Genomic DNA, 14,018 nt, shown 5'->3' on the forward strand with positions numbered 1-14,018 from the left:
CGGCTTTTTGATTGCGCTGCTGGACATTGCTAATCCGGCAAGCGTTTATTCCGCCAGCAGGCCGCGACTGCGCAGCAGTGGCTCAATGGCGGCTTCCTGACCACGGAACGCCTTGTAAAGCGCCATAGGATCTTCACTGCCACCGCGCTCAAGGATGTTACTGCGGAACGCCTTGGCGGTAGCCGGGTCAAAAATACCGTTTTCCTTGAAGGCCTCAAAGGCATCGGCGCCGAGAATGTCAGACCAGATATAGGAGTAATAACCGGCCGAATATCCTCCGGAGAAGATGTGGCTGAAGTAGGTGGAGCGATAGCGCGGAGCTATCTCAGAGATCAGCCCCATATTGCTCAGCGATTGCTGCTCGAAGGCGGCCGCATCCTGAGGTTCGGTGACGCTGCTGCTGTGCCAGTCCAGATCCAGCTTGGTGGCTGCCATGTATTCCACCGTGGCGAAACCCTGGTTGAACTTGCTGGCGGCGCGGATCTTGTCTACCAGGCTCTGGGGGATCACCTCACCGGTTTGATAGTGCTTGGCAAAATGCGCCAGCACATCCGGTTGAGTCATCCAGTTTTCCATCACCTGTGACGGGAACTCCACATAGTCGCGGGGCACGGAAGTGCCGGACTGGGAACGATACTCCACCTTGGACAGCAAGGCGTGCAGCGCATGGCCGAATTCATGGAACAGGGTACCGGCTTCATCGAAGGTCAGCAGCGTCGGCTCATCGCCACTGGGGCGAGGGTAATTGAGTACGTTGACTATGATGGGCTGCTCGTTGACGCCATCGACCACCGCCTGGCGGCGATAGGCATTGGACCAGGCGCCGCCGCGTTTGCTGTCACGCACATAGTAATCGCCAAAGAAGATACCGATAACGCTGCCATCTTTATCTTTCACCTCGAAGGTGCGTACATCCGGGTGATACTTGGGCAGATCGTCACGCTCGGTGACACTGATGCCATAGAGGCGGTTGGCAGTGTAGAACACGCCCTTGAGGGTGTTTTCCAGCGAGAAGTATGGCTTGGTCTGCTGTTCGTTAAAGCTGTACTTGGCGACGCGTATCTTGTCGGCATAGTACCACCAGTCCCAGGCGGCCAGTTTGAAATCCTTGCCTTCGCTGTCGATAAGCTTTTGCATCTCGGCCTTTTCGGCTTCGGCCTGGGCCAGGGCGGCGGGCCAAATTTTATCCAGCAGGGCGTAGACATTTTCCGGAGTCTTGGCAGTACGCTCTTCCAGCACATAGTGGGCGTGGCTCGGATAGCCCAGAAGCTGGGCTCGTTTGGCTCTAAGAGCCGCCAGCTCTGCCAGCACCTTCTTGTTGTCGTGGGCGTTGTCGTTGTTACCGCGCTCGATATAACCCTTGTAGAGTTTTTCTCTCAGCTCTCGGTTATCGGCATAGGTCAAAAACGGGGTGACGGAGGGGCGTTGGGTGGTAAATACCCATTTGCCGGGATGGCCGCGCTTGATGGCCGCCTGGGCGGCAACGTCAATCACATCCTGCGGCAGACCGGCCAGATCGGCCTGCTTGTCTATCACAAGTTCAAAGTCGTTGGTTTCTGCCAGCACATTGTCGCCGAACTCCAAGCTCAGCTTGCCAATCGCTTCATTGAGCTTTCTAAGCTCCGCCTTACCGGCTTCATCCAGGTTGGCACCGCCGCGGCTGAAGCGTTTGTAGGTGTCTTCGAGCAGCTTCTGCTGCGCCGGGTTCAGTACCAGCTGATCTTTTTGCTGATAGACAGCCTTGACCCGCTGAAACAAGGCGTTGTTCAGGTAAATATCATCGCGGCTGGAAGACAACAACGGGGATACTTCCTTGGAGATCTTCTGCAGCTCGGCGGAGGTGTCGGCGCTGGTGAGGTTATAAAACACCCCTGACACCTTGGTCAGCAAGGCGCCACTGCGCTCCATGGCTTCTATGGTGTTGGCAAAGTCAGCGGCGGCCGGATTATCTATGATGGCCTGAATCTCTGCCTTGCGCTCGGCAATCCCTTGTTTGAAGGCCGGCAGGTAATGCTCGGACTTGATGCGATCAAAGGCGGGGATTTCAAGGTAAGTATTCCAGGGCTGGAAGAAAGGGTTGTCCCGGGTTTGTTCGGCCTTGGCTGCGGCTGGGTTTGTGCCTGTGCCATTCTGGAGAGCAGGCGCTTGAGTTTGGGCAGATGTGTCGCTCTGGGATACAGGCTGGTTGTCGCAGGCGCTCAGTGTCAGCGCCAATCCCAGGGCCAGAGCCACTGGAGAGAGGGTCATTCCCTTCATTGTTATTCCTCTATGCTGGTGTTTATCTCCCGTATGGCGCAGCGGGCCGCGCCGAAGCCGTCCTTAGTAACATGCCGTATTGAAAAAGGCCAATTTTGTCCTGTTTAGTTTGTAACAAAATTTAGCGAATGCAGTATCGAAACTGTATCTGTGGCACACTCTCAGGCCATTGAAAATAAAAGATAACAAAAGCCACCCTGCCATGATGATAAGAACACTTTCCCGTTTATCCCTGTCGCTGTCCCTGTGCGTGTTTGCTCCTTTTGTAAGCGCAGAGAGCGGCCTTACGGCTCAGCCCTCGAGCCAGGTTTCAAGCCAGACTTCAAGCGTAAGTGCTGCCCAAGGTACAGAGTCTGCAACGAGTAAAGTCTCGCCACTGTCGAAAACCTTGGCCCAGTACAGCCTTGACCGCTACGGCAGCGAGATGGAACAGAGTCTCGCCGAGTTGGTGAACTTCAATACCGAGGCTATCCCAGGGTTGACACCCGACACCAATCCGGAATTCATCGGCTTCAAGCAGGCGCTCAAGGCCCAAGCTGAGCAGTTGGGGCTGGATTATGCCGATCACGGTTATGTGCTCTTGATAGGCCTTGGCGAAGACAGGGGCGGCGGCGCTAATAAGCTTGGCATTATTACCCATGGGGATGTGCAGCCGGCCAATTCAACGCTTTGGCACCAGAGTCCCTATCAACTGGATACTCAATCGCAACCGGGCAAGCTGATAGGCCGCGGCACCGAAGATGACAAGGGGCCGATAGTCACCGCCATGTATGCCATGAAGGCGCTCAAGGACAAGTCGGTAAAACTGAATCGCCGCATCGAGCTCATGGTATATCTGGCCGAGGAGTCGGACTGGGAGCCGCTGAAAGTGTTTCTCAAGGACTATCAAGCGGCCGATATGAATATCACCATAGACGCCGAATATCCTGTAGTCACCGCCGAGAAGGGCTGGAGTCAGATAAAACTCACGATACCTGAACCCAAAGTCAAGGCGCCTAATTTCGATAAACCGCAACTGCAGCATTTCAGCGGTGGCTCATTTGCCAGTCAGATCCCCCAGCAGGCCTTGGCCCTGATCCGCGGAGCCGACAGCGCCATGGTCAGCCGTTTGCAACGCGCCGCAGAAGCCCAGCAGGGGATGCGCTATGATTTTACCCTGGATTTCGACAGCCTGGAGATAGCCGCCAACGGTAAATCGGCCCATTCCTCAACCCCTGAAGATGGTGTCAATGCCGTGACTCATCTGGCTGCGCTGTTGGAGTCTGAGATATTTGCGCCGAGCCAGTCGGCATTAACCCTGGCATTTATCAATGAAATGATAGGCTTGGACCTCTATGCCGAGCGCTTTGGCGAGCTGGGCTATAGTGATGATTTTATGGGCCCTATGTCGCTGGCGCCGACTGTGGTGGAGTGGGGGCAGGGTGGTACCAGTATTACGCTTAACCTAAGGCGCCCCATAGGCAAGAGCCCGGAAACCTTGGATAAACAGCTGTCTGCGGCGCTGGCCGGTTGGCAGCAATCCCACGGCGTGACTCTGGTCGATGTCAGCAGCTATTGGGGCGAGCCCAAGGTGATGGATAAGGCGCCGCATCTGCAAACCCTGCTCAATGTGTTTGCCGAGTTTACCGGTATTACCGACCCTAAACCTGTTGCTATTGGCGGCTCCACCAACAGTAAACTGTTTCCCAATGCCCTCAGTTTTGGTCCGGCCATGCCGGGTGTCGAGTATACAGGCCACAGTGAACATGAGTTTATCACCCGCGAGCAGTTGCAGCTGAACCTTAAGATGTACACCGCTGCCATGGTGGAGTTGGCGGTAAACCCGGGATCATAAGTCTAGGGAAGGTGCGAATAAGTCCCATGTGTGCTCTGCGTCGGCTTACAGGCCTGAATGCAAGGGGGGCGCAGCAAATGGCCCTAGTCCTTTACAATACTTCCCTAAGCTGCCGAGATAATCGCTCTTGAGTAAAAGTAAAGTCATGCGGACTGGGAGTGGCGCTATCATCACAGGGCGGTGCCTTATACTCTTAAACCGGGCCCTGCTCCAGGCCGGGCACTTGTTCCAAAGCCTGATCCCAAGCGGCGCGTGTCTGACAAAAAATGTGCGCCTGGGGAGTCAGGCCCGGCTCATCGTCCAGGCTGCCTGCGGGTATTTGCAGTAGGTGGCCACCCTCGACCGCTTTGGGCAGCGGCGAGCCGCAAACGGCACAAAAGTGGCGGCTGTGGCGGGTACCGGGCAGGGTAAACGCAGTAATGGCGTCCTGGCCACTGAGCCAGGTTAACTCGGCGCTGTCTGAAAACAGATTGGCACTGTGGGCCGAACCTGAATCCTTGCGGCAGCGACTGCAGTGGCACAAAAAGAACTGCTGCAGCTCAGCGCTGATTTCAAAACGAACCTTGCCGCAAAGGCAACTGCCTCGATAGTGCTTCATGTTCCCTCCTTGGTGTTGATAGGTTATTCCCTTTCGAGCCCGTCCCAAAATCTTGGCAGCCGCTCCAGCCTCCCTGGCTCAAGGAATAAGCAAACGAGTTTACTCTAATGGGATGGACCGGGAAACAGCAAATCCTGTTGGCACCACAACCAGCGCGATTTTGCACCCAAAGAAGCGGCTTTGGCCTTCGGGAAATCTTCTTGTAATCTGTGACTTGCTTGGGTATGGTCGCCATAACTATCAATGAGATACAGTACAAGCTCCCGGGGTATTCAAGGATGTTTCAGGGACGAAAAGGATTGTCGGTTCCGCGGTAGCTATCGCCGATTGAACTCAAGGTTCGGCGCGCTCTCTTGTTTACTCATTACCGGATGTTGATTCTCCAGCACATCAAACTTGTGCGCCTGGGTTATGGTGATGATTTGATCTTATCGCTTATCCATGTTTGCGGGTTTGCGGGTTTGCGAGGTTGCAGGCCCATATCTATGACAATGATTGGCAGATTTTGAATGGATTAAGGGTTTTTGACAGTTTTATCAGTTCAGGAATAAAAATGGATAACTATTTTGTGTATTTCGGTGTTGCCATGGCCACCATTCTCTTGCCTGGGCCAGCGGTGATGCTGACCGTCAATAACTCGATTCAACGCGGCTTGCTCAAGACCTTTGCCGGTATCTTTGGGGTCGCACTGGCTATTTTGTTTGTTGCCTTGATCTCGGCCACCAGTTTGGGGGTTGTGTTGGCCAGTTCAATGCTGGCCTTTACCCTGATTAAGTTTATTGGCGCCGCTTATCTTATCTATCTTGGCCTGAAAATGTTCCGAGCCAAGGGTGGTGGCACCAGCAGCGCTCATTTACAGCAAGGCAGCGCTCGCAAGTGTTTCGCCGAAGGATTTTTAGTCTCCATCTCCAACCCCAAGGCGATCGTGTTTTTTATGTCGATATTCCCGCAGTTTATCGACCTGCAGCGGGAATACGCTCCTCAGTTTGCCTTACTCGCCGCAACCTTTAGTGGCTTGGTGATCCTTATTCACACTCTGTATGCCCTGTTTGCTTCCATTGCCAAGACCAAGCTGGCTTCCGGCAAGGGAGGCTCAGTGTTGAATAAGCTAAGCGGCGGCGTCTTTGTCTGCTTCGGCATTGGCCTCGCCGCATCAAGCCGCTAGTGTCACAGGGTTTATGGCATGAGCTTTTAAATAGGATGATCTCAAGCGGGTTGTTGGTATCTTCAACAAGCTTGCAGAATAAAAGGGATTTATGAAGAAAATCATAGTGGTATCAATTGCGCTGTTGCTGTCAGGCTGCGCAACTCAAGTCGATAAGTTTTCCTATCTGAAGCAATGGAATGACAGCTGGCAAGCATGTGATCGTCAGGGCAAGACATCGACACTCACATTCCCCGCCAGCCCTTGGTTCAACGCTCTGGCACGTGAAGACAAGATAGCAGTGTTGATTTACCTGAATGAGTTAAAAGACTATCAGTGTACTGAGGATGAAGCACTGAGACTCAAAGCGGTACTCGCCGATGCCGATATCACCACACTCAACGACTTGCTCAAAGGTTTTATCTATTTTGAGGCGCCGGACAAAGAGGCGATACAACACCTGGATCAGAGTCAGGTTGAGGCGCTGGCAAAGGCTATCGACGGGCCTTTTAACCCGCTGAAAGTGGCTGAAGATTTAGGCATGCTACAGCCCTGAGTGTTCAGGCATCACAGGCGTGGCATTTAGATATAAGAGGCAAAACCACCAAGAGCCAAGCTACAACAGGGAGGTTTTATGGCGCTTATTTATGAGGTTCAGGTTCGGGGAGCGGCCAAGGTGCTGGTACATGAAGTCAGCTCCCGCGCGGCCGCCGATCTATTGGTTTATCGAGTCGACAGCCGCGGCGCTACACACAATCAGGATAGTCTCTGGTGTCAGGTGGCGAGCCGCTCAATGGCTACGTCACTCATTCATTGGGTCAGCCATCGTGGCGCGGCCGATCTGCTGGTGTATTTTGTCAGCAGTCGTGGAGCCAGTGGTTGGCAAACTCAGCACCCGCTCAAAGGCCGTTTGTAACCCGGCTGCTTTTAAATCCAGGTAAAGAGGACGCCGGGAAGGTGAAAGAATGGATATTGAAAAACAGCTTTGGCTGCTCTGTGCGTTTTCATAAACCCGAGCTGGACATCAGTGGTTGGCTTAAACACTATTGCGTGACCATCTCGGGAGAAGGCATGCAGGCAAGTGTGAGGGTGGATAATCTTCCCTACGGACGGAACCCGGCGGATTTCTTTGAGGAGCTTGCCCGGCAGTGGCAGGGTTGGCAAGGCGAGCAAAGCTGGGCTGCCATAGAAGGTGAGTACAGTCTTGTGGCAACGACAGATGCCTGTGGCCATCTGCTATTGACCGTCAGCCTTTTAGCCAAAGGTGGTTTTCCTGCCTGGAGCGCCGAGGTGAGCCTGGCGATAGATGCCGGGCAGTTGCAGGCATTGGCGATGAACGGCAAAGATTTCTTTTATCCCGCGCCGGCCGGCCTTTGAATGCCCTTTAAAGACGTTTTACTGACAAGGATTTCCATGAGATTCGTATTTTTGCTTTGTGCCTTGCTGTCGCTGACTGTATTGGCCGAAGAGCAGCGTTTTACACTTGCGGCCGGGCTTATCGATGAAGCCGTGACAGTTCAGGTTGCTTTGCCCGAGAGTTATCGACATTCAGACAGTTTTCATTACCCCTTGCTGTTGGTACTTGATGGTTCGACTCAGTTTCATCATGTGGCATCCAGCGTCGGCTTTCTGAGCACATACGCCATAGTACCGGAAATGATAGTGGTGGGCATAAGCACCCGCGACAGACTCAAGTACTTTACTCCCACAGAGCCGGAAGATTTCGCCGCAAGGGCGGGAAAGGCCGATGTTTATAACCGTTTTATCGCAGAGGAACTGCTGCCTACATTGAGTGAACGTTACCGTCTGGCGCCTTACCGGATGATATTTGGCCACTCTTTGGCCGGGCTTTACAGCAGTTATCAGGTGCTCGGTCCGGCATCGTCCTTCAATGCCGCGATAGCCATTAGTCCCAGCCTGTGGTGGGACGATGGTGCCTTGATTACAGATTACGACAAATACCAGACTCGCGAGCGCAAAGCGCCCATGCGCTGGTTTCTCAGTATGGCGAGTGAGCCAGGCGAGATGGCGCAGGCCTTTGATGCCATGCTGCAAAAACTGGAAACCAAGAAGCCGTCAAAGCTACAGGTTTTCAATGCCCGTTTTGCCCGAGAAACCCACGACAGCACTCCCTTGATTGGCAATGTCGAGGGGCTTAAAGCCATCTTCAGTGGCTGGAACGCGGTACCACAAGTCGATGTGATGTCGCTGCAACAGCTGCTGGCGTTCTACAGGGAAAAAACTGCCGAGTATGGCTATTATACCTTTCCGTTGTCGGCACATCAATTCAATGTATACGGCCTAAAGGCCGCCTATGAGGGCCAAACTGCCTGGGGCGTTGCCATATTGGAGCAAGGAGTAGAGAAATTCGCTCGCTCGGAAATCCTTTGGGACAGCCTGGCAACGGCCTATACGCTTAACCAACAGCTCGATAAGGCTATGGCGGCGTCTATCAAGGCGCTGCAATTGGCCAGGCTGCATGGTTCGGTTTTTCTCGAAGAGATTATGGCTCAGAACCGGGCGCTTGAGCAAAAACTGAGTCAGCCCTAACTCAGGTCTTTTACCTACCAAGCCCGGGATTTCCCGGAGAAAATTTACACCTGTTATGAGAGGAATGCCGTGTTTCGTGGATTAAATGAGATAAAACAACATATTGAAGAAGGCAATCTGGACTATTTGCGCCAGCACATGCCGAAAGCCTGGTCCCAATATATGTTCAGGATAGAGAAAGACCCAGCCTGGCTTGAGATCATCTCTTATCTCAGAGCGAACGCCGTTATCAAGGACTATCAAATCTATTACCTTATGTATTGCCGTGTGGCGTATTATTCCGAGCCGAAGCAGTTTACGCCGCTATTTGACATCATCAAAGTCAACGGCCCGGATGGCAGCTTGGTCGAAGACGACCCTGAACATCTTTACCGGCTGTGTCACGATGTTTATCTCGGTTTTATTAGCGCGTTTATTTCAGTGGGTGGCCGCCTGGACCATAACCGGTTGTTGGAATTGGTCTTTGCAGGAGAGTCTGACGCTTACGCCATTTTTAATTTTCTACTGCCCAGATACGCCTTCTCCCATAAGGCACTGGCTACGGCGGCGGCCTGTTTGTTTTACAATGAATACCATTTGAATGGAGCCGGTGAACAGGCTTTGGCTGCCTTGCTAAGTCGGGGCATAGCGTTGGATTACTGCTTTGATGATGACAGTGAATTCGGCGAATATGCTTGCTTGGCGGCATTGATCTTCGGTCACAACCCAAAAAGGTTTAACCAGCTGTATGCCGATGGTGTCGAGCAGGCGCTTGTCGACAGTTTCGATTGGTCGCTCTTGCTTACCGAGCATGAACTGACTCTTGAGCATATTGAAGCCCTTAAGCTGTTGTACCGCAGCGCTGCGTTACCCATAGATGAGATTGGCGAATGCCTGTTAGAAAGAGAAGATGAAGCACTGCTGGCTGCTTTTGACTCCCTGCGCTGATGTCTTAGGCTGAAGAACTTTATCAATCACGGCGCGAATGGCCGTTGAGGCTGTGAGCGGGAAACTCTGGGTGTTGCAAGAAACTGCCGACTTTCAAGGAGCGAAAAAGTATGAATCTACTGCTGCTCAGTAATCACCAAAGCGCAACCGGCCATAAGGCGCTAGCGTTTGTTATTGAGGCTTTGGGGCTTAAAGGACAAGCGGGTGGTTACATAGGTTCAGAGCCTGATCCCGAGGGAGATTTCTACCGGGCAACACAGGCGTTTTATCAAGGCCTTGGCATAGGTCTCAACACCTACCTGGATTTTGAGCAGGGTTTTAACGATACTGTGATGCAGACGTTACTGGATAAGCCTTTAGTGCATCTCTCGGGCGGGGATACTTACCGTTTTTTGCGCGGCTTGCATAGTCGCAATCAACAGCAGAAACTCAAGAGTTATGCTGCATCCGGACATCTTCTGGTTGGTGTCAGTGCCGGTGCCATGCTGCTGACCGCCAACATAGAAACCGCGGCGCTTTGTGGTGACAGCAATACAGTGGGCCTTGAAAACCTGAAGGCGCTTGGCTTGGCCGACCTTTTATTTGTGCCCCATGTGGTTCATTCGCAGAGCCGAGACCAATCCCATGGCCTCAGCCAAAAACAGCGTGCAAAGCAATTGGCTAAGCGGCATGGTTTGCCCGTTTATCTCTGCTCGGATGAAGACGCGCTGGCCATTATTGATGGCCGACTTCACAGTTTTGGTGCGCCGGAGCTCATCCTGCCAGAGGCTATCGCCTGAGTTTTGCTGTGTAGCAGTGCCCGTTCATCGGGATGACAAACCTCATTTATTGGGGTAGTTTGAACATTATTGATGGCTTATGCCAACAAGGCCTTAAGGAAGCAAGGCATTACCCAAGAGGAAGCAAGGATGGCAGCAGAACTGATCAAATCGTCAATGACTACAGTGCAGAACGGAGTGGCCAAAGCCGATGGCAAGATTTCTTTGACCGGCAATGAACTCAGGTTTGTGCCTTTCAATCAGCAACTGGGGCTGGGGCCCTACACACTCAAGCGTGATGATATCTGCGCGGTAGAAAAGTGTCTGGCTACTGGCGGCGGTATTTTCCCTATATCGGCAGATGCGCTGCGGGTCATTCTCAATGATGGCAAACGCTATGAGTTTATTCTGGCAGATACCTCAGAGTGGCTTACGCTGCTGTAATTTAGTGCCTCTTTCGGCAAAAGCGGCATAGTCGGGAGCTGGGTATGAAAGTATTGGCAATGTCTCAAGCGCAATGGTACCTGTTGGAGCATGAAGGACAACTATATCTGGATGTGCTTTGCCGACATAACAACCGCTTTATGATCCAGCTCAATGGGCAGGAAATGGCGGAATATCGCCGTTCCGGCAATCTATTTCTCGGGCAACTGGCCCGTGATATTCAATATGCGGTACCTATCCTCAAGGGGGCTCGTTCCAGTTTCCAGGGGCGGGATCAGCGTCGTCAACTGGGGGAATTGGCCACCACAGCCGAATGTGAGTGGCTGGCGGTCAAAGAAGCTGAGCAATGACCAACTGAGAAACAGCCTCAAAAAAGAATTTTATAAGGAAAACCGTGCAAGCAGTATTTAAGCAAACCGAGGGCGATTACCTCGAAGCCGTTATTGAAGTGGCGGGGCAGCCGCTTACTGTGATGGATGAATTCGGTGGTGACAGCCTGACTTATGGTGAGATCATTGATATTGAGCTGAGCGTCGGTATCGCCTGTGAACAGGAGGATCAAAACACCATGTTGGCCGGCAACCCGGAGGGGTTAAGGCAGCTGCAGCATATTCAGGGATGGAGCTACCGCGCATTTGGCACCATAACCGATATTACCCAAGGTGCTGTCATAGATGTCGGCCTATGTCGGCTGGAGGCACCTTTCGATAGCAATATTAGCGGCGAAAGCATCGCCTTCACCATTTTACGGCTCGATGCCAGGGCTGTACCAAGCTCAGACTGATACCTTAAAGCTTGTCGCCGAGAGTTTTGCGATCGAATAGATATTGCGGACAAATATCGATACTGTCTCAGCGATTTTTGGGCTTTGTGTATAGCCGGTGCGTCTCTCGGGATTGCAATCATGCTATCAAAGGCCGCATAATCGGCAACGGGCTTATCCTCGCCCCATGTCTAAGTGCCTGCTAAGGCTTTCAAATCAAGGTCACGGAAAACCCAAGGTTTTGTGACAGTTATTCTGATAGGAAAAGGAATTTTACCTCAATGCTTCTGCAATCTTTTATCGACCATCTGCCACCCGGTGCAGATATTAAATCAGTATCGGCGCCAACTCTTGCCAAATATCAGGACCATTTGCCCGAGTGCTTGTTGGAACTGTGGCAACAACATGGCTTTGGCCACTATGGTGATGGTTTAATCCAACTTATTGATCCGGATGAATACCTGGACAATCTCTGGGGCTGGCTGATGTTGGATGAAGACATGAGTCGCATCCCTTTCGCTATCAGCTGTTTTGGCGACATTTTTTATTATCGGCTCCTGAGCGATGAAGGGGATGAAGATATCGCCTTTATCGATCCCCACACTTCGCAGACAGATGTGCTCACCTGGAGCATGGAAGATTTCTTCAACGACTGGTGTTGTGACGATGAAGTGCAAGCCAGCTTCTTCAGGAAGAAGGATCTTCAGCAAGTCAGTGATCTGCAAGGTAAGCTGCAGCAGAACCAGATCTATTTTTACACCCCGGCACTGCGTCTCGGTGGTGAACCTGCCATTGATAAGACTCAAAGAGGCGATGCCAGGGTTCAGCTGGACTTACTACTGCAATTGGCACTTGAAGCCTAACTTCGAGAACAGGAGGAGAAATTGAACCGGGCAGCAGTCATAGTCTACTGGTTGGTCTGTTTGTATACGCTTGGCAAGCTGGTTTTGTCGGCGCACTGGGCCATATTTATCGATTTCCCCTCCATGCTTGGCGTTATTGCGCCCGCCCTGGCTTGTTGGTTTACCCCTTTGGCTGCGACAAGGCGCGCCAAATTACGGGGTGCCATCAAAGTATGCTGGTTGGCCGCCGGGCTTATGTTTATTTACGGTTTGCTGCGGGTTTTGATGCAAAGCTTAGGCGGCGCCGAAACCATCATGGCCGGTTTGGGCGTGGCCTTGTTGCCGCTGTTTTACAGCTTAATCATCAACTTATTTGCCGCGCCATATCTGTTCTTTGGTGCCGCTCGGCAAGTGGGCTCCAATTAGGCTCTGAGCACAAAGCGGCATATTGGAGAAGCGAGCCAAGCAGAGTGAGTTCTTATGTTTGCCCATCTGCTTCGAAAACGAAAGATAAGGCAATATGCCCGTAAGCTATCCAGGGATTTGCTAAAGCATTATGGCAAGAAGAGATATTACTCCAGAAATCAGCTGGAAAGGGCCTTAATCAGACAAAAGCTCAGGCGTCCGGCCAGAGACGGTGACAGCAATGGCAGGATTTCGACCAACGAATATTATGCCTATGCCATGTACTGCTCACCGGCCGAGTTTTCCCGCATTTCGATGCAAACTTCCATCGCCCAAGGTTCCAGTGAGCCGGACTATGGGCAACTGAGAAGGGAAGCTGCGGAGGTTATCTTTGGCCGGCCACAGGATTTTTCTATCACGAGCCTGCATGATGCCTGTACAGGCCATAGTGCAGCGGAAACCGCCGCTGCGGATCCGGGGTGTGATTCTGGCAGTGATTAAGCTGAAAGTGAGCGAGCTGGTCGTGGGCGCTTGGCCTTTGCTGCTGCGATGACCACTCCTGGCTGACAGGAGTGCTCCGGTCAGCGCTGTAAATCGGTCAAAAGGGTTAGAAGCTTATACTCAGGGAGAGGGCAATGCCGGAACTATTGATCCAGCTAGTGCTGGGTTTTGCGCTGCTGACGGGCGTTTTGGGCTGGTTTGCCTTGATGTTTGCCTCGCTTCCCGGCGCCGAGCTGCGTCGCAGTTTGTCTATGCGCCTGGTGCGAGGGTTGTTTTACAGCTATCCCCTTTGGGTGTTGGTGCCGGTATATCAGCTTAAATATAACTCGGTGGCAAGCTCTGTGGATTTACTTTGGGGGATAGTCCCAATGCTGCCTTTGTTGTTGGTCTGGTCGATATTCACCCTTCAGGGGCGTGAGCTTAAACGGCGGCAACAATCAAAAGCGGTATCAAAGCCCACGACCAAACAGGAGTAGAAGTGCAAACAAGGCCAAACCAGAGGCTGCCAATGACCAAGTATTACCCATGGCCCATTGATACCCGCAACGACTGGCCTAACAATCAAGGAGGTTTAGATGGTGACTATCGCCGAGCTGCAAGCTTTTATTAACTACGAGCTGCCACATAGCGGCATTGTGATTGAACATCTGGGAGATAAGTCAGCCAGAGTGCGTAAGCCGATAACTCAGGCGCACCTGCGCCCCGGTGGTACTGTCTCAGGGCCGACCATGATGGAGCTGGCGGATATTGCCATCTATGTCGCCTTGCTGGGGGAAATAGGCATAGTGCCGCTGGCGGTAACCACTAACCTGAATATTAACTTTCTGCGTAAACCCAGTGCCGAGTGTGACATTGTCGCCGATTGTAGGCTGCTGAAACTGGGTAAATCACTGGCGATTGCCGAGGTGTCTGTGTTTTCGGACGGACACAGCGACCTGGTGGCCCATGCCGTGGGCACTTATTCCATTCCGCCGGCGAGCTAGCCTCATTCAAAAA

Annotated in this window: 18 protein-coding genes; 16 read left to right on the forward strand and 2 right to left on the reverse strand. The window is 52.5% G+C overall.

Annotation, left to right across the window (positions count from 1 at the left end):
- Nucleotides 1-45 precede the first annotated feature (45 nt).
- Nucleotides 46-2,256: a M3 family metallopeptidase gene (locus tag E1N14_RS08875; RefSeq protein ID WP_025010469.1), complete on the reverse strand. Its 2,211-nt coding sequence runs from the start codon at nt 2,254-2,256 to the stop codon at nt 46-48.
- Nucleotides 2,257-2,458: 202 nt separating this feature from the next.
- Between E1N14_RS08875 and E1N14_RS08880 the strand changes: the two genes are divergently transcribed.
- Nucleotides 2,459-4,090: a dipeptidase gene (locus E1N14_RS08880; RefSeq protein ID WP_025010470.1), complete on the forward strand. Its 1,632-nt coding sequence runs from the start codon at nt 2,459-2,461 to the stop codon at nt 4,088-4,090.
- A 193-nt stretch (nt 4,091-4,283) separates the two neighbouring features.
- On the opposite strand, the gene E1N14_RS08885 is transcribed toward E1N14_RS08880, so the two are convergent.
- Nucleotides 4,284-4,688 carry a GFA family protein gene (locus E1N14_RS08885; protein ID WP_123116176.1) on the reverse strand — a complete coding sequence of 135 codons (405 nt, stop codon included), beginning with the start codon at nt 4,686-4,688 and terminating at the stop codon, nt 4,284-4,286.
- A gap of 553 nt (nt 4,689-5,241) precedes the next feature.
- Here E1N14_RS08885 and E1N14_RS08890 point away from each other — a divergent pair.
- The 15 genes from E1N14_RS08890 to E1N14_RS08960 all read left to right on the forward strand — a co-directional run bounded on the left by E1N14_RS08890 (nt 5,242) and on the right by E1N14_RS08960 (nt 14,005).
- Nucleotides 5,242-5,853, forward strand: a complete 612-nt coding sequence (locus E1N14_RS08890; RefSeq protein ID WP_025010472.1) for a LysE family translocator — start codon at nt 5,242-5,244, stop codon at nt 5,851-5,853.
- 91 nt (nt 5,854-5,944) lie between these two features.
- Entirely contained in the window at nt 5,945-6,388 is a 444-nt protein-coding gene (locus E1N14_RS08895; RefSeq protein ID WP_025010473.1) for a hypothetical protein, read from the forward strand.
- A gap of 78 nt (nt 6,389-6,466) precedes the next feature.
- Nucleotides 6,467-6,748 (forward strand): 7(1) septoil knot domain-containing protein, encoded by a 282-nt coding sequence (locus E1N14_RS08900; RefSeq protein ID WP_025010474.1) that lies wholly within the window; start codon nt 6,467-6,469, stop codon nt 6,746-6,748.
- Nucleotides 6,749-6,789: 41 nt separating this feature from the next.
- On the forward strand, nt 6,790-7,209 hold the full coding sequence (locus E1N14_RS08905) for a DUF6228 family protein (protein ID WP_152134898.1): 420 nt from the start codon (nt 6,790-6,792) through the stop codon (nt 7,207-7,209).
- A gap of 36 nt (nt 7,210-7,245) precedes the next feature.
- Complete coding sequence (locus E1N14_RS08910) at nt 7,246-8,382, forward strand: alpha/beta hydrolase (RefSeq protein ID WP_062793804.1); 1,137 nt, start codon at nt 7,246-7,248, stop codon at nt 8,380-8,382.
- A 69-nt stretch (nt 8,383-8,451) separates the two neighbouring features.
- Entirely contained in the window at nt 8,452-9,309 is an 858-nt protein-coding gene (locus E1N14_RS08915; protein WP_025010476.1) for a hypothetical protein, read from the forward strand.
- Nucleotides 9,310-9,419: 110 nt separating this feature from the next.
- Nucleotides 9,420-10,088, forward strand: coding sequence for a Type 1 glutamine amidotransferase-like domain-containing protein (locus E1N14_RS08920; RefSeq protein WP_025010477.1), 669 nt, complete (start codon nt 9,420-9,422; stop codon nt 10,086-10,088).
- Between the two features lie 129 nt (nt 10,089-10,217).
- The gene (locus tag E1N14_RS08925) at nt 10,218-10,511 is read left to right on the forward strand and encodes a hypothetical protein (RefSeq protein ID WP_025010478.1); all 294 of its coding nucleotides are present in this window, start codon (nt 10,218-10,220) and stop codon (nt 10,509-10,511) included.
- Between the two features lie 44 nt (nt 10,512-10,555).
- On the forward strand, nt 10,556-10,861 hold the full coding sequence (locus E1N14_RS08930; RefSeq protein WP_025010479.1) for a hypothetical protein: 306 nt from the start codon (nt 10,556-10,558) through the stop codon (nt 10,859-10,861).
- Nucleotides 10,862-10,905: 44 nt separating this feature from the next.
- The gene (locus E1N14_RS08935) at nt 10,906-11,295 is read left to right on the forward strand and encodes a hypothetical protein (RefSeq protein ID WP_025010480.1); all 390 of its coding nucleotides are present in this window, start codon (nt 10,906-10,908) and stop codon (nt 11,293-11,295) included.
- A 260-nt stretch (nt 11,296-11,555) separates the two neighbouring features.
- Complete coding sequence (locus tag E1N14_RS08940) at nt 11,556-12,137, forward strand: GAD-like domain-containing protein (protein WP_025010481.1); 582 nt, start codon at nt 11,556-11,558, stop codon at nt 12,135-12,137.
- Nucleotides 12,138-12,158: 21 nt separating this feature from the next.
- On the forward strand, nt 12,159-12,542 hold the full coding sequence (locus E1N14_RS08945; RefSeq protein WP_025010482.1) for a hypothetical protein: 384 nt from the start codon (nt 12,159-12,161) through the stop codon (nt 12,540-12,542).
- A 54-nt stretch (nt 12,543-12,596) separates the two neighbouring features.
- On the forward strand, nt 12,597-13,022 hold the full coding sequence (locus tag E1N14_RS08950; protein WP_025010483.1) for a DUF6559 family protein: 426 nt from the start codon (nt 12,597-12,599) through the stop codon (nt 13,020-13,022).
- Between the two features lie 134 nt (nt 13,023-13,156).
- Entirely contained in the window at nt 13,157-13,498 is a 342-nt protein-coding gene (locus tag E1N14_RS08955; protein WP_025010484.1) for a hypothetical protein, read from the forward strand.
- Between the two features lie 99 nt (nt 13,499-13,597).
- The gene (locus E1N14_RS08960) at nt 13,598-14,005 is read left to right on the forward strand and encodes a PaaI family thioesterase (protein WP_025010485.1); all 408 of its coding nucleotides are present in this window, start codon (nt 13,598-13,600) and stop codon (nt 14,003-14,005) included.
- Nucleotides 14,006-14,018: the final 13 nt, after the last annotated feature.

Origin of the sequence: Shewanella algae (genome assembly GCF_009183365.2) — a bacterium.
Lineage (GTDB): Bacteria > Pseudomonadota > Gammaproteobacteria > Enterobacterales > Shewanellaceae > Shewanella > Shewanella algae.

Excerpts from the sequence above, each read along its gene's own strand:
- E1N14_RS08875 (WP_025010469.1), bottom strand. The coding sequence starts at position 2,256 with ATGAAGGGAATGACCCTCTCTCCAGTGGCTCTGGCCCTGGGATTGGCG.
- E1N14_RS08880 (WP_025010470.1), top strand. The coding sequence starts at position 2,459 with ATGATGATAAGAACACTTTCCCGTTTATCCCTGTCGCTGTCCCTGTGC.
- E1N14_RS08885 (WP_123116176.1), bottom strand. The coding sequence starts at position 4,688 with ATGAAGCACTATCGAGGCAGTTGCCTTTGCGGCAAGGTTCGTTTTGAA.
- E1N14_RS08890 (WP_025010472.1), top strand. The coding sequence starts at position 5,242 with ATGGATAACTATTTTGTGTATTTCGGTGTTGCCATGGCCACCATTCTC.
- E1N14_RS08895 (WP_025010473.1), top strand. The coding sequence starts at position 5,945 with ATGAAGAAAATCATAGTGGTATCAATTGCGCTGTTGCTGTCAGGCTGC.
- E1N14_RS08900 (WP_025010474.1), top strand. The coding sequence starts at position 6,467 with ATGGCGCTTATTTATGAGGTTCAGGTTCGGGGAGCGGCCAAGGTGCTG.
- E1N14_RS08910 (WP_062793804.1), top strand. The coding sequence starts at position 7,246 with ATGAGATTCGTATTTTTGCTTTGTGCCTTGCTGTCGCTGACTGTATTG.
- E1N14_RS08920 (WP_025010477.1), top strand. The coding sequence starts at position 9,420 with ATGAATCTACTGCTGCTCAGTAATCACCAAAGCGCAACCGGCCATAAG.
- E1N14_RS08925 (WP_025010478.1), top strand. The coding sequence starts at position 10,218 with ATGGCAGCAGAACTGATCAAATCGTCAATGACTACAGTGCAGAACGGA.
- E1N14_RS08930 (WP_025010479.1), top strand. The coding sequence starts at position 10,556 with ATGAAAGTATTGGCAATGTCTCAAGCGCAATGGTACCTGTTGGAGCAT.
- E1N14_RS08940 (WP_025010481.1), top strand. The coding sequence starts at position 11,556 with ATGCTTCTGCAATCTTTTATCGACCATCTGCCACCCGGTGCAGATATT.
- E1N14_RS08950 (WP_025010483.1), top strand. The coding sequence starts at position 12,597 with ATGTTTGCCCATCTGCTTCGAAAACGAAAGATAAGGCAATATGCCCGT.
- E1N14_RS08955 (WP_025010484.1), top strand. The coding sequence starts at position 13,157 with ATGCCGGAACTATTGATCCAGCTAGTGCTGGGTTTTGCGCTGCTGACG.
- E1N14_RS08960 (WP_025010485.1), top strand. The coding sequence starts at position 13,598 with ATGGTGACTATCGCCGAGCTGCAAGCTTTTATTAACTACGAGCTGCCA.